The sequence below is a fragment of the Loktanella atrilutea genome (assembly GCF_900128995.1).
GTDB classification, from domain to species: Bacteria; Pseudomonadota; Alphaproteobacteria; order Rhodobacterales; family Rhodobacteraceae; genus Loktanella; species Loktanella atrilutea.
Window position 1 is genome coordinate 1 of the sequence record NZ_FQUE01000020.1, and the last position, 19,070, is coordinate 19,070.

Consider the following 19,070-nt stretch of genomic DNA (forward strand, 5'->3'; position numbering starts at 1 on the left):
CTGAGCAAACTCTACGAGCGCACCAGTGTCGTCATCACCACGAACCTGAGCTTCAGCGAATGGGCGACCGTCTTTGGAGACCCCAAGATGACGACCGCACTCCTCGATCGCCTGACACACCGCTGCCACATCCTGCAGACCAGGCAACGACAGCTTCCGCTTCAAAGCCAGCGCCGCAGTAGCGGCCCGGAAAAAGAGGGAGGGCAACGATGTCTTGACCCAAGCCTGACCACCGAAACATAACCTCAAGGTGGGTCAGTTCTCGATGGAAAACCCGGGTCACTTCTGGGTGGAAATCAACAGGTCGCCATTGCCGCGCCTTCGCAGATTTACGCGGGGTTGCAGACAGGCCTCTGGGCCTCGAATAACGCAGGCGTGGATTGGTCGCTGGTGTCGCCGATGGCCGTCACCGCACTGGCTGTCGATCCAGACGATCCCCTGCACCTCGTGGCCGCCCGAACCGATCGCCTCGACGAGACGGTCGATGGCGGCAAGACCTGGTCCCCCCTCACCTTCACACAGGACAATTGACATGAACCGCAGATCTCTTCTTGGCTCCGCCCTCTCCCTTACCGCTGTGCTCGCAACCCTGCGCCCCACGACGTCAACGGCGCAGCAAAGCGCCACCACCAATGAATCAACGACCCCGTCTGATGCCGTACCCGCGAACCGACGCATGACGATCTGGCGTGATCCGTCCTGTGGATGCTGCGATGTCTACGCCGACTACATGGAAGACAACGGTTTCGTTGTGACCCGCATCGACGACCGGGATTTCGACAAGCGTTCGATTGCGGCAGGCGTGCCCGAGGCGGGGCTGGGGTGCCATTTGGCAGAGGTCGACGGCTATTACGTCAGTGGCCTCGTGCCTTTCGAGATCATCGCCCGTCTGACGGCAGAGCGTCCCAACGTAATCGGCATTACCCTGCCGGGCATGCCGCAGAACGCACCCGGCATGGCGGGCAAAAGCGGAGCCCTGAAAGTCTACGCCTTCAACGCCGACGGCGTTTCCGTCTATTCCAACGAGTGAGCTTCAAATGACTGACATGATGAATGGCCCGATGACCGGCATGTTGATGGCCGGATGCGGCATCGCTATTCTGCTGGTGGGTGCGGTGCTGGTCCTGAGCGTGATGGCGCTGATCAAATATCTGCGGCGGCCCGCATGAAGCTGGCCCTCCTCTCCGCAGCGACAAGCACCGCAATGGCACTCATGGCCTACGCAGCGGCGGCACAGACCCCTGACAACGCTGTGATATCAAATGCGATCCTGTCTGCGCCTACCGGCGCAGACAGGATCGCGGAGGGAAAGGCCGTTTACGATACGAACTGCGCATCCTGTCATGGTGCAAAGCTCGAAGGTCAGCCTGACTGGCGTCGCCGTCTAGACACCGGCCGCATGCCCGCGCCCCCGCACGATGAAACCGGCCACACGTGGCACCATCCCGACGCGGATCTGTTCAAGATCATCAAGTCCGGACTGGATGCGGTGGTCCCAAACTATGAAAGCGACATGCCAGCGTTCGGCAGCATCCTGAGTGATCCCCAGATTGCCGACGTTCTGGCCTACATCAAGAGCACCTGGCCGGACCGGCAGCGTGATTTTCAAGCGGAGGTCACCGCCAATGATGCGGCGAACCCGTAGGGAGCGTCACAGTGATGCGCCCGATTTCAGTGACACAATGTTCCTGCACATAGGAACTGCAGACCAAATTTTTGTCTTGAACCTACAGTAGCTATAGCAATTACAAGGCCGGTGCTGGTCGAACGTTGCGGGTCGACACGCATAAGTTTTGTCATGAACGAAGGTGATCTGATTTGTCGAACGCTTGGATCTATACCCTTGCCCCGGTTCTGATGGCAGTGATTGCCGCGATCTTCGCGGTCAATCTGCGTCCAGGACCTGTTATTGTCAGCGCAATTCAGCACTTTGCAGCCGGTGTCGTCTTTGCCGCCGCGGCCGGGGAAATTCTGCCTGACGTCATGCATGGTGGATCGCCTGTCGCAACTCTTGTTGGTGGCACGGTTGGCGTCATTGTCATGCTGATGGTCCGGCAACTCGAAAATCTGATAAAGGGTCCCGTCGGCCTTATGACGATGATCGGCATCGACGTGCTGGTTGATGGCCTGGTTCTCGGTATTGCTTTTGCCGCCGGGGGGGCACAGGCGGGTCTGCTGCTCACCGTTGCACTGACCCTCGAAGTCGCATTCTTGGCGCTCGCCCTCGTAACCGAATTAAGTGCAGCGAATTGGACACGGATCCGGATCGTTGGCATCACGGCATCCATCATGCTGTTGCTGCCATTCGGCGCAATCCTTGCCACGCCTGTTGCGACAATGTCGGACGCGGTCGTCACAGGGTTTCTGTCCTTCGGACTGATCGCATTGCTTTACTTGGTGACAGAAGAACTACTGGTCGAAGCGCATGAAACGCCGGACCGCCCGTGGGTCACCGCTATGTTTTTTGCCGGCTTCCTGCTGCTTCTGTCACTTGAAGAGGTTTTGGCCTGAGCACAAAAACCACAATTTCTGAAAGAGAAGATATGTCTCACGATCATGGCCACGCCCATATCGATCCGGCCTCAGGCGACAGACGTGTTGCCATCGCTATTTGGGCAAATGGAATTCTGACCGTTGTGCAAATTGCCGGCGGCATCTTTGCGGGGAGCCTCGCGCTGATCGCGGACGCCCTGCACAACTTTTCCGATATGGCGTCGCTGGTCATTGCCTTTGCGGCCCGCAAGATCGCCCGACGCCCCGCAGACGCGCGCATGACCTTCGGTTACGGTCGGATCGAGATCGTGGCGGCGTTGGTCAACTACACCACGCTCATCATCATTGGCCTTTACCTGATCTACGAAGGCGGCATGCGGATGATCGATCCTCCCCAGGTCCGCGGATGGTGGGTCGTGATCCTCGGCGGCGTCGCATTGTTTATCGATACCCTGACAGCCTTGCTGACCTATTCGATGCAAAAGGGCAGTGTGAATATCCGCGCGTTGTTCCTGCACAACCTCAGTGATGCGCTCGCCTCAGTAGCCGTGATCGTGGGTGGCGTACTCATCATCCTTTACGATATTCGCTGGGTCGACCCCGCAATTACGATCCTCATCGCGCTCTACATCCTGTATCTCGCCTTCACCGAAATCGGCGGCCCTATTCGAACACTGATGTTGGGCAGTCCACCTGACCTTGCTTGCTCCGATGTCATTGATGCGATGCACGGCGTCGACGGCGTAACGGAGGTTCATCATGTCCACGTGTGGCAGATGCAGGAGCATGAGATCGGACTCGAATGCCATATCGTTTTGGATGAGGAGGCCTGGTCGGACATCGAAGCGATCAAGTTGACGCTCAAAACGACATTGAAAGAGCGGTTCGGCATCGCCCATTCGAGCCTGGAATTCGAACACGTCGACCGCGCACATCAGGACGCTGATCTTTATGGCCATGGCTCGCAGCAAAGCGAGAGCGGCCATTCAGATTGAGCACTGAAACATTCAGTCTTTGCTGACCCGTCATGAAGGAATGCACGATCTTGCGCTTCACTGTTACGACACTTGCCATGGCAGCATCGCTTGCTTCCGGAATGGCTTACGCAGACGAGACTTTCGATGTTCACGTGCCGCTCGGCACTGTTCAGATGGCGAAGAAAACAGCAAGTTCGCCGCTTGTCCTGTCGGCAAATTCCGACGAGTTGGTTTTGGAAAGTGCCTACTTTCCAAGAGTGGAAACATTTTCGGGCAATTCCTTCCTGATCTTTCTGTCCTCCGAAACGCACTCATGTGCAGGGTACTATACCTGGGTCACATTAGATGAATCAGGCCTGCGAGCATCACCGGAATTCGGAAATTGTTCAGATCGGGGGAAGGTTATGTTTACGTCGCAAGGGCCTGTTCTTTCCTTGCCGCCGACCAAGGACGCCAGTGAGGAAGTATTTTCATTGAACAAGGATGGAACGGTCACAAACAAAGGCAGTGAATGAACTTCGAACTCATTCTGATGCCTCACGTTTCTGGATCCGGTCCTCAGAAATCCCTTCGAGACCGTCCTGAACGACATTTGCCTGCCGCAAGTGTAGTTTGCGTCCGGTCACGATCCCGTCAGTTGGGTATGGGCACGCATCGCGGTATGGAAAACTTTAGGGCCCAGTCAGGAAATTTTCTATAAATGCAGAAATTCAATCGCCGCTTCGCTTCTCTTTCCATCCTGGCTGCTCTGGCCGCTTGTGGGAAATCCGAACCACTTGCCAGGCCTGCCCCACAGTTCAAGCGATATTTCGGACCACCGGTAACGCAGGTGGCTGTCTACAAAGCTAAGCGTCGTATGCATCTTCTCAGCGGCAACACAGTGCTGAAATCGTACGACTTCGGGCTCGGCAATCAGCCCGTGGGTCCCAAGCAGTTCGAGGGAGATGGGAAGACGCCCGAAGGCCTCTATTACATCGACCGTTTCAACCCGCGCAGCCGCTATCACCTCTCGGTCGGCATCTCCTATCCTAACGAGCGGGACAAAGCCTATGCCGCGCAGTTCGGTCGTGACGCTGGTGGCGATATCATGTTCCATGGTCGTGGACCCGAAGGAAACGTGCTCGCACCGGCCGAATGGGATTGGACGGCCGGCTGCATCACGGTCACGGATCAGGAGAGCGAGGACATCTACGCGATGCTCAAAATCGGGATTCCGGTGTGGCTCCATGCGTAGTGAACTGATGGAACTGATCTTGAACCTCGCGGCACATCATAACTGTCTGCGGACATTGTCAGTGCAAGGCCTGCGCGTCTTTGGGGATGCCCCGTCGGCGCAAGCCAATCCAGCGCGGAACTGAGGCTGCATAGCGTTGATATTCAAGTCCCAAGGCCAGCTGAAGCGATGCTTCTTCTGACCGAACCTGAGTCTTTGCTGACCACAGGAAAAGCAGCCTAGCCATGAATGTCGGGATCGCAGGGATAGCCAAAGCAATGCCTGTCAACAGCACGAATTGGCCAACGAATGTTGGGTTGCGGCTGAACTGATAGAGACCTCCATCAACCAGCTCACCAATTGCATCCTCAGACACGCCGACACGCCACGACGCCCCCATCGACATCTGCGCGGCAAATGCCACCATTGCGCCCACACTCGCGATGAACATGCCGATGATGCCAAGGACAGCAACTTGTCCTTCGGTCCAAAACGGATCGATCTTGTGCAACCGGGGCAAAACCAACCAGATCAAAGGGCCAAAGAAGGCAAGGCCGAACGCGGCACAAAAGCCGGTCGCGGCAAGGCGATCGCGACCTGTGGCACGGTGAAAGAGCCAGACCGGTTTGTCCGCAGCCTGGCCACTAACGGTATTACCCCAACCGAAGAGGGCCAGGTAGCCAAAGAGTATGGCTAAGGCACCCCAGCCGAAACCGGCGACCATCCATCAGGCCTCGTGTTCCGGATCGAACCGCAACAGGCGCAGGGCGTTCAGCGTGACGAGGACCGTCGCCCCGGTATCGGCCATGATCGCGATCCACAGTCCGGTCAGTCCAAAGACGGTCGTGACCAAAAACACGGCTTTCAGCCCCAGCGCGAGAGTGACGTTCTGCCGGATATTGGCCATGGCCGCACGTGACAGGCGGATCGTGGCGGGAATGTCGGTCACGCGGTCACGCAGGATCGCCGCATCGGCCGTTTCCAGCGCCACGTCGGTCCCCGATCCCATCGCCACGCCGACACTTGCCTGCTTCAGGGCCGGGGCATCGTTGATCCCGTCGCCGATCATCATGACACCGCCTTGCTCGCTCATCGTGCGGATGGCTGCGAGCTTGTCCTCGGGCATCATGTTCGCCTGGAATTGCATTCCAAGGCTGCCTGCGATGGCCGCCGCCGTGCGGGGGTTGTCACCGGTCAGGATCACCGGCGTGATCCCCATGGCCGACAGCTGGCGCACCGCGTCTGCTGCATCGGTGCGTGGTTCGTCACGCATCGCGATCAAGCCGAATGGCTGGTTTTCCCGGTAGACGGCGACGGCTGTTTTGCCTTCTTCCTCAAAGATAGTCGCTTTTGCCAAGTTCTCCGCGTCGAGCCCGCCATTCTCACTTGCGTAGCGAGGCGAGGTGACCCAGGCCAAAGCGTTGCCGACTGAGGCGACGACGCCACTGCCCGGCAGGGCCTTTGCATCCGCCGCCGCCAGTGGTGTGACCCCGGCTTCTTCTGCCTTGTTCAGGATTGCTTTGGCCAGGGGATGGCTGGACCCGCTTTCCACTCCGGCAGCAACGGCCAGAAGTTCGGCTTGCGTCGTCGCACCAAACGTCACGAGATCGGTGACCCGCGGCCGTCCGTGGGTCAGGGTCCCGGTCTTGTCGAACGCGATGTGACTGACCTGTGCTGCCGCTTCGATCACGGCACCGCCTTTCATCAAGAGACCGCGCCGGGCCCCCGTGGACATGGCGGATGCAATCGAGGCCGGGACCGATATGACCAGCGCACAGGGGCACCCGATCAACAGCAGCGCCAACCCACGGTAGATCCACGTATCCCACGCCTGACCGAGGGCCAGAGGTGGGACCACGATGACCAGTGCCGCGATGGCGACGATGGCTGGCATGTACCAGCGACTGAACCGGTCGATGAACCGCTCGGTGGGCGCACGCGCCTCTTCCGCCTCTTCCACAAGGCGAATGATACGAGAAATCGTGTTGTCCTCTGCGGCCTTCGTCACCGTGACCCGCAGTACTGCTTCGGTATTGATGGAGCCTGCAAAGACCCCCTCGCCGGGGCCGCGCGTCACCGGCACGCTTTCACCGGTGACCGGGCTTTCGTCGATGCCGCTCGTGCCTTCGGTAATGTCGCCGTCGGCAGGGATGCGGTCGCCGGGACGGACAAAAACGATCTGGCCCACAACAAGGCTTGCGGCGGGCACTTCACGGATGACGCCGTCTGTGTCCAGCAGAGCCGTTTTAGGTACGAGGTTTGCAAGGGCGCGGATCCCGTCACGGGCCTTGCCGGCTGCGACACCTTCCAGCACCTCGCCCACCGCAAAGAGAAAGACGACCAAAGCGGCTTCTTCGGCGGCGCCAATAAACAACGCGCCAACTGCCGCGATGGTCATCAGGCTTTCGATGGTGAACGGTTGTCCGACACGCAGCGCCGCGACGGCACGGCGTGCGACGGGCGCGACACCAATCAGGCTGGCTCCGACGAAAGCCCAGCTTCCGATCTGCGGCGCAATCAGTTCCACGCTCCAGGCTGCTGCCAGCAAGAGAGCCGTAAAGATAACCAACTGTCCCTTGCCCGTCCGGTACCAGGATTTGCCACGATCGGCGGGATCGTCGTGCACGTGACCGGGGCCGCCATGACCTGACGCGTCACGGGCTATGGCGTCGGTTCCTGAAGCGTGGTCGTGGCCCGTATGATCGCCGTCGCCGTGGGTATCCGTGCCGTCGCCCGGCATCACGAATTCCTTTTTGGCCGCATCAGTCCGAGGGCCGATACCATAGCCAAGCGAGCGCACAGTCTTTTCGACCTTGTCACGCGTGGTCTGCGTTTCATCGAGTGTGAGGCGGAGCCGCTCAGTCATGATGCCAACCTCGACATCGCTGACCCCTGGCAAACGGCCCACTGCTGATCTCACCTTCGTCGCACAGGATCCGCAGTCCATGCCGGATACGGTCCAGTCACAGGCTGTCGCACCATCGATTTCCGTTTGTGTCATCGTGTTCCTCTTGCCCGGCACGGGCCGTTGCCTTCATCGAATCGTACATTTAATGTCTCTAGCAACTATAGCTTCAAGAGGTATCTGATGCTGACCATAGGGAAACTTGGGGCGGCGGCCGGAGTGAAGGTTCCGACGATCCGTTATTACGAGCAGATCGGTCTGTTGCCCGAGGCCGACCGCAGTGCGGGAAACCAGCGCCTTTACGGACAGGCGACGCTCGACCGGCTCGCCTTTATCCGTCATGCCCGCGACCTGGGTTTCAGGTTGGAAGCCATCCGTGACCTGCTGAGCTTGTCTGACAGCCCTGACCAGTCATGTGCTGCGGCGGACACCATTGCACGTGCGCAACTGGCTGAAGTCGAAAGCCGCATTCTGCGTCTGACGGCCCTGAAAGCCGAACTGGAGCGCATGGTTGTCCAATGCTCGGGCGGGCGCATTGCGAATTGCCGCGTCATCGAAGTGTTGGGTGACCATTCATTGTGCGCAACAGATGACCACCGTCATCCCGAAACAGAGGCGACACCATAGCAACCGCCATGACAATCATCGTCTTCGCCTTTGCCGCTGTGGCGGAAATCGCAGGCTGTTTTGCCGTCTGGATGTGGATGCGCCACGAAGCGAGCAGCTTGTGGCTGGTCCCTGCCCTGATCAGCTTGGGTGTATTTGCATGGCTGTTGACCCTTGCGCCGTCGGAGTTCGCCGGTCGGTCCTACGCTGCCTACGGTGGGGTCTACATCGCATCGTCGCTGGCGTGGCTGTGGATCATCGAGAAGCAGCGCCCTGATGCGTGGGATTTGATGGGCGCTGTGATCTGTCTTGTCGGAGCGGGCATCATCCTGCTTGGGCCGCGATCTGTCTGAAGCCGAAACGCATCCCAGAGCATCATCAAGACGGCTGGAACACTACGGACAGGTGCGCGACCAGCAATGCGGCAAGCGGGATGCCTCCGCTTACGATCGCCCGCCTTGATGCCGCGGATATACCAGTCAGTGAGACTGGCGGCGGCGTAGCGATAAGGACTTGAAGCTCAAGGGGCTGGAGGTTGTATCGGGGCAGACGATGACAGATCTCAGGCAGGTTATACGCAATGAAACCGACCTCTCGCCAAAAGTTTCCCTGGACGCTGGCCGTTATTCCTGCCGTCGCGATCGTCGGGCTCCAACTCTGGCCGCAAAGCACAGAAGAAAACGCTTTGGCCCGAGACAGCGCTTTCCATCCTGTATCCGAACGGCTGGCGGACCACACCGGGACGGTCCGGACACGTCACGACTTCGCGGGCCAATGGCACGCCCATCTTTATCGGGCTTCAGATTGGCCCTGACATCTAGCGCGGGGCATCGGCCGAAGTTACGGCGGTGACAAAATCGCCATGTCGTAACGCGACCATTGCAACCTCGCTTCATCAATAAAGTTGGCTTGAGGCCCAATCACGTGCATGTCGGGCTTCGCCAAGCGACCCTGCTCACGCTGTTTCACAGGGCGGTGATCCTACGGATATAATTGCGATAACGACTTGTAGCTCAAGTGGCTGGAGGTTGTATCAGCCTCAAGAATTAAGAATCCCCGGCAGGCCATCCACATTGAAACTGACATCTGTTCAAAAGATTCTCTGGGCGCTGGTGGGCATCGCTGCGGCGACCGTCACGGCACTTCAGATTTGGGGCATCGATCCGACTGAGACGGCAACGCCACAGGACCCCGCCTTTCGTGCCGTGTTCGAACTGACGGACCATACCGGTATGGTCCGCACACAGGATGACTTTGCGGGTCAGTGGATGCTCGTTTTTTTCGGTTTCACGAATTGCCCGGACGTCTGCCCCACGACATTGGCCGAGGTGGCGGCCGTGATGGAAGGGCTGGGGCCCGACGCCTCCTTTGTGCAACCGCTCTTCATCTCAATCGATCCGGCTCGCGATGGCCCGCAAGCACTGGCAGAGTTCGTACCACAGTTCGACGCCGGGATCATCGGCCTGACGGGCACGCCCGAGCAGATCGAACGCACGGCCGAGGGTTTCTACATCTTCTATGAGAAGGTTGCGGAAGCCGCCGCACCCGGCGGATACACGATGGGCCACTCCTCGCAGTTATTTCTGTTCGGTCCAAAGGGCGACTTCCTGACGACCTACGCTTACGGCACCCCGGCAGAAGACATTCTTGCCGACCTGACCGGTCGTCTGCGCCAATGACGGTGCGCATGGCCGGAGAGGCGGCGCTGATCTGCGCATGGGTTGTGGCGCTCTGCGCGTCATTGGCCGTGTTGTTCATTGGAGAAGTGCTGGGTCAGATGCCCTGCCTGCTCTGCTGGTATCAACGGGCCTTCATGTTCCCGCTTGCAATCATTCTTGGTCTTGGCCTGTGGTGGCGCGACACCCGTATCGGGCGCTATGGCGTGGTTCTCAGCCTTGGCGGCGGGGCCATCGCACTTTGGCATGTGGGCCTATACGCAGGGATCATCCCCGAACCGATCCAGCCTTGCACGGCAACCGGCCCGTCCTGTACCGACGACAACCAGGTGATCGTCGGTGTACCAATCCCGCTCCTGTCGCTTCTGGGCTTCGCCCTGACAGCGATCCTCTCCGCTCTCTCTTTGAAGGACCCCGGTCATGAACCGTAAGCCACTTCTGTTGTCCGTTCTTGCGGGAGCGATCGTGCTCTTTGCCGCTGCAAGCTGGTATGTGGGCCGCTCTGAGCCCCTGACTGACGTGGCAACGGTGCCACCTGAACAGATCGAAGCGCTGCTGCGTCCTCACACACCGATCCTTGGGCCGCAGGATGCACCCGTGACCATCGTCGAGTTCTTTGATCCCGCCTGCGAAGCCTGCCGCGCTTACTATCCGGTGGTGAAGGAGATCATGGCCGAACACGGCAGCGCAGTACGCGTCGCGATCCGCTACACCGCATTCCATGGTGCGGGGTCCGAAGAGGCAATCCGCATTCTGGAAGCTGCGCGGATGCAGGGCGTCTTTGAACCGGTATTGGAAGCGATCCTGACCGAACAACCGCGATGGGCATCTCATGGTGCGCCGGAGGCCGGAATGATCCTGCAAATCGCGGAATCCGCCGGGCTCGATGTCCCAGCCGCGAAATCGCAAATGCTGATGCCGGAGGTGGTCGCGGTCATGAATCAGGATCGTACAGACGTTGAAGCCATGGACATCCGTCAGACACCGACGTTTTTCGTAAACGGTAAACCGGTCGAACCGTTCGGTGAAGCGGAACTGCGGGCCCTCGTCTCGGCAGAGGTTGCGGCGGCTGAATCATGAGCAAAGTACTGCGCCAGATTATAAAGGACCATATCATGGCACGCCTGACACTTGCGGCACTGGCCTCATGCGCCGCGATCATTTTGGTCCCCGGGAATGCCTTTGCGGGATCCGACGACATTGTCGTGGAAAGCCCCTGGGCCCGCGCCGCGATCGGGACCACGCGCCCTGGTGCGGCCTACCTGATTGTCCGCAACACGGGTACTGAAGCAGTGACGCTGACAGGCATCGCCACTCCCCTGGCTATGATGGCTGAGATTCACCAATCAACATTGAGTGCAGACGGCGTCAGTTCGATGGCACCGGCTGGCCAGATACGGATCGCAGCGGGAGATAGCGCGGCACTGGAACCGGGCGGACTGCACGCGATGCTCATGATGCTGCAAGGTCCGATGGTTGTAGGCGAAACCTTCCCACTCACACTGACATTTGACGACGGCAGCGAAATTGTTGTTGAGGTCCCCATCCTCGGTGTCGCCGCCCGCGGGCCCGACGGCTGATGCAACGTCGCGCGGCTCTGACATACGGTGCAGCAGGTCTGGGTGCGCTCGGGCTGACACTCTTTGCCAGGTGGTGGCGCGTCGATGGCCCCGGTGCGGTTGAACCGGTTGCACAGCGACCGGCGCCACTGACTTCGATGGATTTTGAGCTGACCGAACACGAAGGGCGCACGGTGGGGCCAGAAAATCTGATTGGCCGCGCTTCACTGGTATTTTTCGGGTTCACCTTCTGCCCTGACGTTTGCCCCACCACCTTGTCGGATATCTCCGGCTGGCTCGACGATCTTGGGGCAGACGCCGAACGGTTGAATGTCGTGTTCATCACCGTCGATCCTGACCGCGATACGGTGGAGGCCATGGCTGACTACGTCGGCTATTTTCATCCGGCAATTCGCGGATGGACGGGCCCTGACGATGAGATCGCACGCGCTGCTGACGGTTTCCGAGTGCGCTATGAAAAGGTCCCAACCGACAACGGAGATTATACGATGAACCATACCGCGACCGTGTTTACCTTCGCGGCAACCGGTGCATTTTCCGGCACCATCGACTATCACGAGCCGAGAGAGTTTGCGGTGCCCAAGATCCGCCGCGCTTTGGACAACGACACGGAGGACACCACATGAAACTCAGATACCTGGTCGCAGGCCTTGCTCTGGCAGGCGGTGTTTCGTCCGCAGCAGTATTACTGTCGAATGCCATGACGAAGGAAGCGGTTCCCGTCGCACTGACTGGCATTGGTCGCTGGGAGCCTGACACCGTGGCCCCACTGCCATTCGATGACATGGTCGATGTGGCTTCCATTGTCTCGCGGTCGGACGAAGTGCCGGCTCTGGCGGTACCCGCCGCCTTGAATATTGCGCCGATACAAATTGCCCTGCCCGCTCTTCAACCCTCATTCACAACGTGGTCTCGCGAGATCGCCGCCGGGGAAACTTTGGACGCGGTTCTGGCTGATGCAGGACTGTCCGCCCCTGATCGGGCCGAAATCGCCTTGGCACTCGGGGTGGAATTCGATTTGAGGCGGTTGCGTCCAGGCCATTCACTCACCGTCGTTACAACAGCGGATGGCCGCCCGAAACGCGTGTCGCTCGACGTGGACGACGGCGTTCAGATCGAAGCCGTCTTCGGAGATCGTGTCGCAACACGTGTCGTGACCCCCGCGCCGGATGTCACGACCCTTGCAGGCGAGACCGTCATAGACAGTTCGATTTTCGCAGCGCTTGAGGATGCCGGGATACCCGCACGATTTGCTGTCGACCTGGCTCAGATGTTGGGCGGTACCGTGGATTTTCGTCGCGACCTGTCCGGTGGTGAAACACTGAAAGTGATGTGGCGCGAGGCACGGGTCGGCGATGCAGTGATTGGCGAACCGGACATGACGTTTGCGGCTCTTGACCTTGGAGACGCGGTCTTCGAGATCGTTTGGCCAGAAGATGGGTCGGGGAGAGCTGTAATCTACCGCGATGGTGCCGTGATGCGGACCTTTGCGCAGCCGGTTGAGGGTGCGCGCCTGAGTTCGGTCTACGGTCAGCGCAAGCATCCGGTCTTCGGGAACACCCGGATGCATACGGGCATCGATTTTGCGGCGGCACGCGGCACACCGGTGAAAGCAACGGCCCCAGGGCGCATCAGCTTCGTCGGTACCCGGGGTGGCTACGGCCGAACCGTAGAAATTTCACATGGATCAGACACCATGACCCGATACGCACACCTGAGTGCCGTGCCCAAAGGGCTTGCCATCGGCGACCGCGTCACAGCAGGCGATGTCATCGGTAATGTTGGTGCCACAGGCACCGCCACCGGCCCAAACCTGCATTATGAAGTGCGCGTGAACGGCCGCCCCACCGATCCACTGTCCGACGAACGGCTTACGGAAGCCTTGCGGGCGAAAGACGATGACGGCACCGCCCTTGTCCAGTTGGCCAAAGCGCGGTCCGGCTTCAAGCAGCGTCTCGCCAATGCACACATGACACAGATAAACGGAAGGCTTTGACAGATGAAATTCCATATCGCCGGCTTGATCGGCACGCTTGCACTGTTTTCGGCAACGCAGGCCTTTGCCGAGGCAACTCCAATCGAGGTTCAGAAAACCAACGGCTGCGGTTGCTGCCTTGCCTGGATGGAACACCTGAGTGCGAATGGCTTTGCGCCGATGGGCGAAGATGTGAATGGCGGGCTGCTCATTCGCTACAAGATGGAAAGTGGGGTCCCTCAAAACATGATGTCCTGCCACACCGCCAAGGTTGACGGTTATATCATCGAGGGGCATGTCCCCGCTGCTGACATCCGTCGCCTGTTGAAGGATCGGCCGGATGCGGTCGGACTTGCGGTGCCCGATATGCCGCTTGGTTCGCCAGGTATGGATCAGGGACGTCGTGCGGACGCCTACGACGTTTTTCTTATCAACGACGACGGATCGACAGACGTTTTTGCCAGCTATCCGGGAAATTGATTCATGCATCATTCAACACATCCAAAGCAAACCGGTCAGATGATTAAAAGCCTGACGACAGGATCTGAAACAGTGAGTCCGCAAAGACGGCAGTGGGCCAAATCAGCTGGAATCGGGTTGACGCTCATCACAGTTGCAGCCTGTGCGAGGCCTTTGCCGCCTGTTCCGGCAGAACCACCGTTTTTTCTCACGGAGGTGCCGGCGGAGGTTGTCGCGATGGCTGCCCCCTACCAGAATCTGCAATTGGTGCGGTTGAAGCCGGAAGACGGCTGTTACTGGTACCAGCATGCGGGACCGGTCGAGACGACACTTTTGCCATTGCGCACGCCCGAGGGTCGCCCGATCTGCCTGCAGCGTGAGGGCACGCCGCAGATGGCAGGATGAACAGGGGATGCTGAGGCATGCCCCCGCAGATCCATTGCGACTACGTCATAACTATCGCAGTGGCTAATCGTGGTAACCGTTGGAGGTCAGCTTGTATGCGCCGTCATCGGGCCATCGCCTTCGGCCGGATAGAGGTGAGCCGTAACTCCCGTATTCACCTGCTCATAGAGATCATTAATGTGCGGCATCACCATACGTACGCAGCCGGAACTTGCACGGCTGCCGATCGACCGCGGTTGCGGCGTTCCGTGGATCCGCAGATAGGTGTCCCGATCACCAATATAGAGATAGAGGGCCCGCGATCCGAGAGCGTTGCCCGGACCGGGTTCCTGACCGTCGGCAAATTGCGCATAGGTGTCCGGCGATCGTTCGATCATCGACGCGGTCGGGGTCCAGTGTGGCCATTCGACCTTGCGCTTGATGGTGTAGGTGCCCGGCTCATAAAGGCCGTCGCGACCGATGGCGACGCCGTAGCGCATGGCCGTTCCACCCTCTTCGATATGATAGAGATAACGCGCCACGGCATCGACATGAATGTCGCCGGGCAGAAGACCGGGCCGCGCCTCGACACGCTGCGGCAACAGGCGCGGATGCAATCCCCATGGGTTCGACGTGGTCGGGTTGTACCCGGGTGGGGTAACTTGCGCATCCCAGGCAGCTTTTTCCGCGCCGGTCGGCCACGTGTTCGCGAAGGCGGGCCCCGCAAGTGGAGCGGAGAACATGGCTGCGGTCGTCGCGATAAAATGGCGTCTGGTCAACATGTGGAAGTGTCCCCGGCAAGAAATATGATGGTCATGCCTTTGACAGCAATGAGTATGGACCACCCAAAAGAGAAGGCGTCATCAATGTCCAGTCAAGTGACCGTGAAGCGAAAGGGTCTTATTTTGTCGGGTAAACCTGCGCGGGAGGCCATCGATTGCCAGTCCTGAACACACAACAAGCAGGGCTGATCGCGATTTGCGCGGCTTTGGTTGCCGACCAATTCTCGAAAGCCATCGTAGCGATGTATGCGTATCGCCTCTCGGATGGCCTGCCGGTATTCCCCGGATTCAATCTGACATTTCTGCGTAATGACGGCGTTACATTCGGTCTGTTCGGCGACGTGCCATGGTGGACGCTGACCATCATCGCCTTTGTCGTTTGTGGTCTGATTGCGATGATGCTGTGGCGCACGACACAGCGTCACGAGGCGGTCGCTTATGGCCTGATCATCGGAGGCGCAGTCGGCAACATTATCGACCGGCTTCGGTTCGCAGCGGTGACGGATTTTCTGGATTTCTATGTTGGCAACACGCATTGGCCGGCATTCAACATCGCTGACGTGACTATCGTGACAGGTGTCGCTCTCCTGTTTGTGGCTGGGACAGTCAAACCATCGACAGCAACTTGATTACGCGACGCGTTGATGTCGATGCAGCATTCTAAAATGGATAGGCAGCGGCGGGTTGCGAGTCCTCACCGCAATAGTGAAACAATGCACCGTAAAGTTTCCGCGGCCCTCCTGCGCATAACCAAATTACCCTGGCGGCAGAAAAATTTGGTCAGGTTTGATCGCAGCCCTAACGATCCTTTTTCACAACGCCGCTATGGCATTGGCCAGCCACATTCATAACAACTAGATAATCCGAAATGAAGCCGACACACTTGGATGTGTCGGCACCACAAACACTAGGGCATGCTTGGGCATGTCGATCTCAGTGGTGATGCTCCGGCAACTCTTTCAGCTGGTCCTTCGTCATCGGCGATGTCGCATGTATGTCGCCGCTTTCGTCGCGCATGAAGCTCAGGCGTGAAACGTCGAGTGCAACAGGCTTGGCGCCCATGCCAAGGAAGCCACCGACATCGACAATAACTTGCGCATTGTCGCCCATACCGTGGAGGTGAGCCACGCTGCCGATCTTGCTGTCGTCCGGTCCGTAGATGGTCGCACCGTCAAGGTTCGCTTCGGTCAGTTCGTCAGAGCGGAGCGGCGTATGCTTGGAATGGTCCATGATCAATCTCACTTCTGTTGCTATTTCCGATTACTGACACAACCGATGGACCAGACCCCCTGTTCCGTCATCGCCGACCGATTGTGCAATCGGGGCTGATTATGGCTGAGGTGAGCTCCGAGCATTCCGGAGATCCTTGCAGGCGCAGACTGATCAGAAAGAGCGTTTGACCCCAGTAGACATGGCTGGTTTGGGCCTGTCTAATTCCGTCATGTGCAATCTTTACTCCAACACGATGGCCAAGGACGCGATGCGACAGCTTTTCGCGGTCGACGCGGCGCATGACGATCTTGGAAACGCTGAGCCGCTGACCGCCATTTTTCCAAAGGGCATGGCGCCCATTGTTGGCATGAACGACGACGGCAGCCGCTGGCTCCGAACCGCGCATTGGGGTTTCGTGATGCCTCAGGTGTCGAAGAAGACTGGCAAGCCGATCCAACCGAAGGCCGTCAACAACGCGCGCGACGACAAGCTCCGCACGTCAGGATTCTGGCGGAAGAGCTTTGAGGAGCGGCGCTGCCTCATCCCTGCCACAAGCTTCTGTGAAGCGAAGGGCCACAACCCCGCTACATACGTCTGGTTCGGCGTAACCGGCGACAAAGAGAGGCCACCTTTTGCGCTGGCGGGCGTTTGGAGGTCCTACAAGGGCAACTACGGTGGCGGCGATCTGCGCGAGATGATCACGAGTTCTATGGTGACCACGACTCCCAACAACCTAGTGAAAGACACCCATCCGGACCGGATGCCGATGATCCTCGACCCCGAGGACTACGCACAGTGGCTGACCGACACGCCGGACGAGGCCTTCGCACTGATCAAGTCATTCCCTGCGGAGCGCATGGTGATCCATCAGAGCGGAGAGGCGCTGAAATCTGACCACGGCGGCATCACTGCCGCCGGGTAGACAACTCCTGCGGCAGATCAGGCGATCAGGAATTCTTCTTTGGACTGACCGTTCTCCAACGCGTCCTTCATCCAGTCCGGCTGACGGCCGCGACCGGTCCAGGTTTGCTCGGGATTTTCGGGATGACGGTATTTCGGCGGCGAAACAGCTTTTGTTTTCTTTGCGCCCGGTCCTCCGGTCAATTCGGTCAATGTGAAGCCCCTTTCCCGTGCAGCGGCATCGGCCGCGGCAAGCGCCTCTTTGCGCTGCTTATCCTGGTAGCCGTCGACGGCCTTGTTCACGGTCTTCTGGAGCTTCTTGAGGTCGTCCAGCGACATGTTGTTCAGATCGATGTCTGCCATTTTTACTTTCCTTGTTTTGTTGTCGTTCAAAAGCGATGCGGCGCAGTTGCCACTTATTTATAGAGAGGGTCAATTGAAATGACCCATTTATCAGGCTGCTGAAATAGTCCCATCTGGATAACGATTTGAGAACATGATTCCTCCTCTGCACGAGATCGGTGGGGGGACAAGATGCGCGTGACGGATAGAACGAGCGGTTCGCTGTTCAGCTACGTCGATCTGGAGGAGTACATTACCGCTAGCAGGCCGCTGAAAAAGGATTTGGAAGAGCATCTCTCGTCGACTTCGTCGATGCTGGACCCGAACACTTTTCCTCAGCTCGACGAGAGCGCTCAAAAAACCCGTTTAATTTGGCACAAGGGTAGTGACGGCGGACTTTTTCAGCAGCCTGCTAGACATCCGCTGCGCAAGATCCGGCAAGTAGTCGATGACGCCCTCGCGAGCCTTGTTGGCGAGTTTGCCCCGCTCTACGCCGATTTTGGCCGCACTTCGATTTCAGACCTGCAGCACTGATGACTGCCATCAGCCGCGGCCTGGACACCGTCACAGATGCAGCAGGTGCGCGGATGTTGCAGATGCAGATGTTCATTGTCACGATATGCCTCCCCTGCCCCATACGACTTGGATGGCCTCGGCATAGCAAGATTTTGCGCGTGTTTGAAACGCGAACTCTACCCGTAAAGCTGTTCGGTCATCATTCGGCGTTTGCGACGGCCTCTCCGGTTGCGTTGAGTGCGACGGTGCACTTTACAAGAAAAGTGAGGCGTGAAGGACAAGGCCTCTGGCTGGGAGACCGGGGTCAATGAGATGCGCGGTTTCTCGCGCTACTTACGACTGCAAGTCCTTAGTCATTGCTGGCTGTGGGGAGCTAGTGGCATCCTTTCCCCAAGCCGTGGTTCGGTGCCGGCTTCGAATGCACGTTCGGAACTCCGTCGAAATCTTTTCCGCATGAAACCGTCAATGTTTTCCATAATTGAGAATTCGCTCATGTCAGAAAGTCCAGAACGACAACTATGGCGGCACGTCCTTTACGCTGTTTTTTCTGACCTGGAATCGTCCAGCGAACACGTCCGCCAGAACCGAATTTTTGCACGACGTTGGGTCGGAAAGTACCCAAGCAGGGATTTTCGAATGGTCTGCGATCTGGCGGGTTTTGATCCGGACCTTGTACATGCTCAGTTCAGAAAAATTGCGGATCGCAAACGATCCTTTCATCAAGGTCATCAGTTTCCAAACCAACCCGCTCTACAAGATGGGCAAGCTTCTGTCAGCGGAATGACGAACGAACGCAGGTTTGCGTGACACCCGCATCGAACCCTTCCACAAACCTTCAACAACCAGCTCAGTTTTAAACGGGGTTTGTGGGGGCTAAAAACAGGGCCAGGATCGCCTGTTCCAAAAGCCAGCGTTTTTGAATGCCTGTCGAGTGTCAGAATTTCGTATTGGGTTTTGCTTTACACCGCGAAACGGCTATCCCCGGTAGTTGAATGTCATAACCGGGATACGTAATGTCTTCTTTACAGCCGCGTCAAAGATTTGAGATTA

At 58.4% G+C, this 19,070-nt stretch carries 26 protein-coding genes and 2 pseudogenes; 23 read left to right on the forward strand and 5 right to left on the reverse strand.

Annotated features, from left to right (window positions below):
* From BUA54_RS19145 to BUA54_RS19170, 9 genes and pseudogenes are all read left to right on the forward strand, one after another.
* A pseudogene (locus BUA54_RS19145) lies at positions 1 to 229 on the forward strand (ATP-binding protein); the annotation flags it as partial.
* 146 nt (positions 230 to 375) lie between these two features.
* Positions 376 to 531: a hypothetical protein gene (locus tag BUA54_RS21325; RefSeq protein ID WP_178352798.1), complete on the forward strand. Its 156-nt coding sequence runs from the start codon at positions 376 to 378 to the stop codon at positions 529 to 531.
* A gap of 1 nt (position 532) precedes the next feature.
* Positions 533 to 1,030 carry a DUF411 domain-containing protein gene (locus BUA54_RS19150; RefSeq protein WP_072858863.1) on the forward strand — a complete coding sequence of 166 codons (498 nt, stop codon included), beginning with the start codon at positions 533 to 535 and terminating at the stop codon, positions 1,028 to 1,030.
* A gap of 16 nt (positions 1,031 to 1,046) precedes the next feature.
* On the forward strand, positions 1,047 to 1,169 hold the full coding sequence (locus tag BUA54_RS21775; RefSeq protein WP_281250662.1) for a hypothetical protein: 123 nt from the start codon (positions 1,047 to 1,049) through the stop codon (positions 1,167 to 1,169).
* Between the two features lie 44 nt (positions 1,170 to 1,213).
* On the forward strand, positions 1,214 to 1,645 hold the full coding sequence (locus BUA54_RS19155) for a c-type cytochrome (protein WP_218588316.1): 432 nt from the start codon (positions 1,214 to 1,216) through the stop codon (positions 1,643 to 1,645).
* Between the two features lie 173 nt (positions 1,646 to 1,818).
* Positions 1,819 to 2,511, forward strand: coding sequence for a ZIP family metal transporter (locus tag BUA54_RS19160; RefSeq protein WP_245810811.1), 693 nt, complete (start codon positions 1,819 to 1,821; stop codon positions 2,509 to 2,511).
* Positions 2,512 to 2,543: 32 nt separating this feature from the next.
* Positions 2,544 to 3,488: a cation diffusion facilitator family transporter gene (locus tag BUA54_RS19165; protein WP_072858865.1), complete on the forward strand. Its 945-nt coding sequence runs from the start codon at positions 2,544 to 2,546 to the stop codon at positions 3,486 to 3,488.
* 50 nt (positions 3,489 to 3,538) lie between these two features.
* Positions 3,539 to 3,985, forward strand: a complete 447-nt coding sequence (locus BUA54_RS21055) for a hypothetical protein (RefSeq protein WP_143155534.1) — start codon at positions 3,539 to 3,541, stop codon at positions 3,983 to 3,985.
* 185 nt (positions 3,986 to 4,170) lie between these two features.
* The gene (locus tag BUA54_RS19170) at positions 4,171 to 4,704 is read left to right on the forward strand and encodes a L,D-transpeptidase family protein (protein WP_072858866.1); all 534 of its coding nucleotides are present in this window, start codon (positions 4,171 to 4,173) and stop codon (positions 4,702 to 4,704) included.
* Positions 4,705 to 4,762: 58 nt separating this feature from the next.
* Here the strand turns inward: BUA54_RS19170 and BUA54_RS19175 are convergent, their stop codons facing one another.
* Together BUA54_RS19175 and BUA54_RS19180 are read right to left on the reverse strand one after the other, a co-directional pair.
* Positions 4,763 to 5,407, reverse strand: coding sequence for a methyltransferase family protein (locus tag BUA54_RS19175; RefSeq protein WP_072858867.1), 645 nt, complete (start codon positions 5,405 to 5,407; stop codon positions 4,763 to 4,765).
* A gap of 3 nt (positions 5,408 to 5,410) precedes the next feature.
* Complete coding sequence (locus BUA54_RS19180) at positions 5,411 to 7,684, reverse strand: heavy metal translocating P-type ATPase (RefSeq protein ID WP_072858868.1); 2,274 nt, start codon at positions 7,682 to 7,684, stop codon at positions 5,411 to 5,413.
* Positions 7,685 to 7,771: 87 nt separating this feature from the next.
* Between BUA54_RS19180 and BUA54_RS19185 the strand changes: the two genes are divergently transcribed.
* The 10 genes from BUA54_RS19185 to BUA54_RS21930 all read left to right on the forward strand — a co-directional run bounded on the left by BUA54_RS19185 (position 7,772) and on the right by BUA54_RS21930 (position 14,289).
* On the forward strand, positions 7,772 to 8,215 hold the full coding sequence (locus BUA54_RS19185) for a MerR family transcriptional regulator (protein ID WP_072858869.1): 444 nt from the start codon (positions 7,772 to 7,774) through the stop codon (positions 8,213 to 8,215).
* 8 nt (positions 8,216 to 8,223) lie between these two features.
* On the forward strand, positions 8,224 to 8,547 hold the full coding sequence (locus tag BUA54_RS19190) for a YnfA family protein (protein ID WP_072858870.1): 324 nt from the start codon (positions 8,224 to 8,226) through the stop codon (positions 8,545 to 8,547).
* Between the two features lie 795 nt (positions 8,548 to 9,342).
* Entirely contained in the window at positions 9,343 to 9,873 is a 531-nt protein-coding gene (locus tag BUA54_RS19195) for an SCO family protein (protein ID WP_425434993.1), read from the forward strand.
* Positions 9,870 to 10,301, forward strand: coding sequence for a disulfide bond formation protein B (locus BUA54_RS19200; RefSeq protein ID WP_072858871.1), 432 nt, complete (start codon positions 9,870 to 9,872; stop codon positions 10,299 to 10,301). The genes BUA54_RS19195 and BUA54_RS19200 overlap by 4 nt, the downstream gene beginning before the upstream one ends.
* Positions 10,291 to 10,950: a DsbA family protein gene (locus BUA54_RS19205; protein ID WP_072858872.1), complete on the forward strand. Its 660-nt coding sequence runs from the start codon at positions 10,291 to 10,293 to the stop codon at positions 10,948 to 10,950. The genes BUA54_RS19200 and BUA54_RS19205 overlap by 11 nt, the downstream gene beginning before the upstream one ends.
* A gap of 20 nt (positions 10,951 to 10,970) precedes the next feature.
* Positions 10,971 to 11,450: a copper chaperone PCu(A)C gene (locus tag BUA54_RS19210; protein WP_072858892.1), complete on the forward strand. Its 480-nt coding sequence runs from the start codon at positions 10,971 to 10,973 to the stop codon at positions 11,448 to 11,450.
* Positions 11,450 to 12,076: an SCO family protein gene (locus BUA54_RS19215; RefSeq protein WP_072858873.1), complete on the forward strand. Its 627-nt coding sequence runs from the start codon at positions 11,450 to 11,452 to the stop codon at positions 12,074 to 12,076. Before BUA54_RS19210 ends, BUA54_RS19215 begins: the two co-directional genes overlap by 1 nt.
* Entirely contained in the window at positions 12,073 to 13,446 is a 1,374-nt protein-coding gene (locus BUA54_RS19220; RefSeq protein ID WP_072858874.1) for a M23 family metallopeptidase, read from the forward strand. Before BUA54_RS19215 ends, BUA54_RS19220 begins: the two co-directional genes overlap by 4 nt.
* A gap of 3 nt (positions 13,447 to 13,449) precedes the next feature.
* A complete protein-coding gene (locus BUA54_RS19225) occupies positions 13,450 to 13,905 on the forward strand; it encodes a DUF411 domain-containing protein (RefSeq protein WP_072858875.1) in 456 nt (151 codons plus the stop codon).
* A gap of 216 nt (positions 13,906 to 14,121) precedes the next feature.
* A complete protein-coding gene (locus BUA54_RS21930; protein WP_425434992.1) occupies positions 14,122 to 14,289 on the forward strand; it encodes a hypothetical protein in 168 nt (55 codons plus the stop codon).
* A gap of 86 nt (positions 14,290 to 14,375) precedes the next feature.
* On the opposite strand, the gene BUA54_RS19235 is transcribed toward BUA54_RS21930, so the two are convergent.
* Positions 14,376 to 15,050 (reverse strand): L,D-transpeptidase, encoded by a 675-nt coding sequence (locus BUA54_RS19235; protein WP_072858877.1) that lies wholly within the window; start codon positions 15,048 to 15,050, stop codon positions 14,376 to 14,378.
* Positions 15,051 to 15,214: 164 nt separating this feature from the next.
* Here BUA54_RS19235 and lspA point away from each other — a divergent pair, with 164 nt between their 5' ends.
* On the forward strand, positions 15,215 to 15,679 hold the full coding sequence (gene lspA / locus BUA54_RS19240) for a signal peptidase II (protein ID WP_072858893.1): 465 nt from the start codon (positions 15,215 to 15,217) through the stop codon (positions 15,677 to 15,679).
* A gap of 304 nt (positions 15,680 to 15,983) precedes the next feature.
* Here the strand turns inward: lspA and BUA54_RS19245 are convergent, their stop codons facing one another.
* A complete protein-coding gene (locus BUA54_RS19245; protein WP_072858894.1) occupies positions 15,984 to 16,280 on the reverse strand; it encodes a PRC-barrel domain-containing protein in 297 nt (98 codons plus the stop codon).
* Positions 16,281 to 16,416: 136 nt separating this feature from the next.
* Between BUA54_RS19245 and BUA54_RS19250 the strand changes: the two genes are divergently transcribed.
* Positions 16,417 to 17,184 (forward strand): SOS response-associated peptidase, encoded by a 768-nt coding sequence (locus BUA54_RS19250; RefSeq protein WP_245810814.1) that lies wholly within the window; start codon positions 16,417 to 16,419, stop codon positions 17,182 to 17,184.
* A 17-nt stretch (positions 17,185 to 17,201) separates the two neighbouring features.
* Here the strand turns inward: BUA54_RS19250 and BUA54_RS19255 are convergent, their stop codons facing one another.
* Entirely contained in the window at positions 17,202 to 17,525 is a 324-nt protein-coding gene (locus BUA54_RS19255) for an H-NS histone family protein (RefSeq protein WP_072858879.1), read from the reverse strand.
* 387 nt (positions 17,526 to 17,912) lie between these two features.
* Between BUA54_RS19255 and BUA54_RS21650 the strand changes: the two are divergent.
* Positions 17,913 to 18,023: pseudogene (locus BUA54_RS21650) on the forward strand (IS5/IS1182 family transposase); the annotation flags it as partial.
* Between the two features lie 267 nt (positions 18,024 to 18,290).
* A complete protein-coding gene (locus BUA54_RS21060) occupies positions 18,291 to 18,827 on the forward strand; it encodes a hypothetical protein (RefSeq protein ID WP_143155535.1) in 537 nt (178 codons plus the stop codon).
* Positions 18,828 to 19,070 lie beyond the last annotated feature (243 nt).

Excerpts from the sequence above, each read along its gene's own strand:
- BUA54_RS19150 (WP_072858863.1), top strand. The coding sequence starts at position 533 with ATGAACCGCAGATCTCTTCTTGGCTCCGCCCTCTCCCTTACCGCTGTG.
- BUA54_RS21775 (WP_281250662.1), top strand. The coding sequence starts at position 1,047 with ATGATGAATGGCCCGATGACCGGCATGTTGATGGCCGGATGCGGCATC.
- BUA54_RS19155 (WP_218588316.1), top strand. The coding sequence starts at position 1,214 with ATGGCCTACGCAGCGGCGGCACAGACCCCTGACAACGCTGTGATATCA.
- BUA54_RS19165 (WP_072858865.1), top strand. The coding sequence starts at position 2,544 with ATGTCTCACGATCATGGCCACGCCCATATCGATCCGGCCTCAGGCGAC.
- BUA54_RS19170 (WP_072858866.1), top strand. The coding sequence starts at position 4,171 with ATGCAGAAATTCAATCGCCGCTTCGCTTCTCTTTCCATCCTGGCTGCT.
- BUA54_RS19175 (WP_072858867.1), bottom strand. The coding sequence starts at position 5,407 with ATGGTCGCCGGTTTCGGCTGGGGTGCCTTAGCCATACTCTTTGGCTAC.
- BUA54_RS19180 (WP_072858868.1), bottom strand. The coding sequence starts at position 7,684 with ATGACACAAACGGAAATCGATGGTGCGACAGCCTGTGACTGGACCGTA.
- BUA54_RS19185 (WP_072858869.1), top strand. The coding sequence starts at position 7,772 with ATGCTGACCATAGGGAAACTTGGGGCGGCGGCCGGAGTGAAGGTTCCG.
- BUA54_RS19190 (WP_072858870.1), top strand. The coding sequence starts at position 8,224 with ATGACAATCATCGTCTTCGCCTTTGCCGCTGTGGCGGAAATCGCAGGC.
- BUA54_RS19200 (WP_072858871.1), top strand. The coding sequence starts at position 9,870 with ATGACGGTGCGCATGGCCGGAGAGGCGGCGCTGATCTGCGCATGGGTT.
- BUA54_RS19205 (WP_072858872.1), top strand. The coding sequence starts at position 10,291 with ATGAACCGTAAGCCACTTCTGTTGTCCGTTCTTGCGGGAGCGATCGTG.
- BUA54_RS19215 (WP_072858873.1), top strand. The coding sequence starts at position 11,450 with ATGCAACGTCGCGCGGCTCTGACATACGGTGCAGCAGGTCTGGGTGCG.
- BUA54_RS19220 (WP_072858874.1), top strand. The coding sequence starts at position 12,073 with ATGAAACTCAGATACCTGGTCGCAGGCCTTGCTCTGGCAGGCGGTGTT.
- BUA54_RS19225 (WP_072858875.1), top strand. The coding sequence starts at position 13,450 with ATGAAATTCCATATCGCCGGCTTGATCGGCACGCTTGCACTGTTTTCG.
- BUA54_RS21930 (WP_425434992.1), top strand. The coding sequence starts at position 14,122 with ATGGCTGCCCCCTACCAGAATCTGCAATTGGTGCGGTTGAAGCCGGAA.
- BUA54_RS19235 (WP_072858877.1), bottom strand. The coding sequence starts at position 15,050 with ATGTTGACCAGACGCCATTTTATCGCGACGACCGCAGCCATGTTCTCC.
- BUA54_RS19245 (WP_072858894.1), bottom strand. The coding sequence starts at position 16,280 with ATGGACCATTCCAAGCATACGCCGCTCCGCTCTGACGAACTGACCGAA.
- BUA54_RS19255 (WP_072858879.1), bottom strand. The coding sequence starts at position 17,525 with ATGGCAGACATCGATCTGAACAACATGTCGCTGGACGACCTCAAGAAG.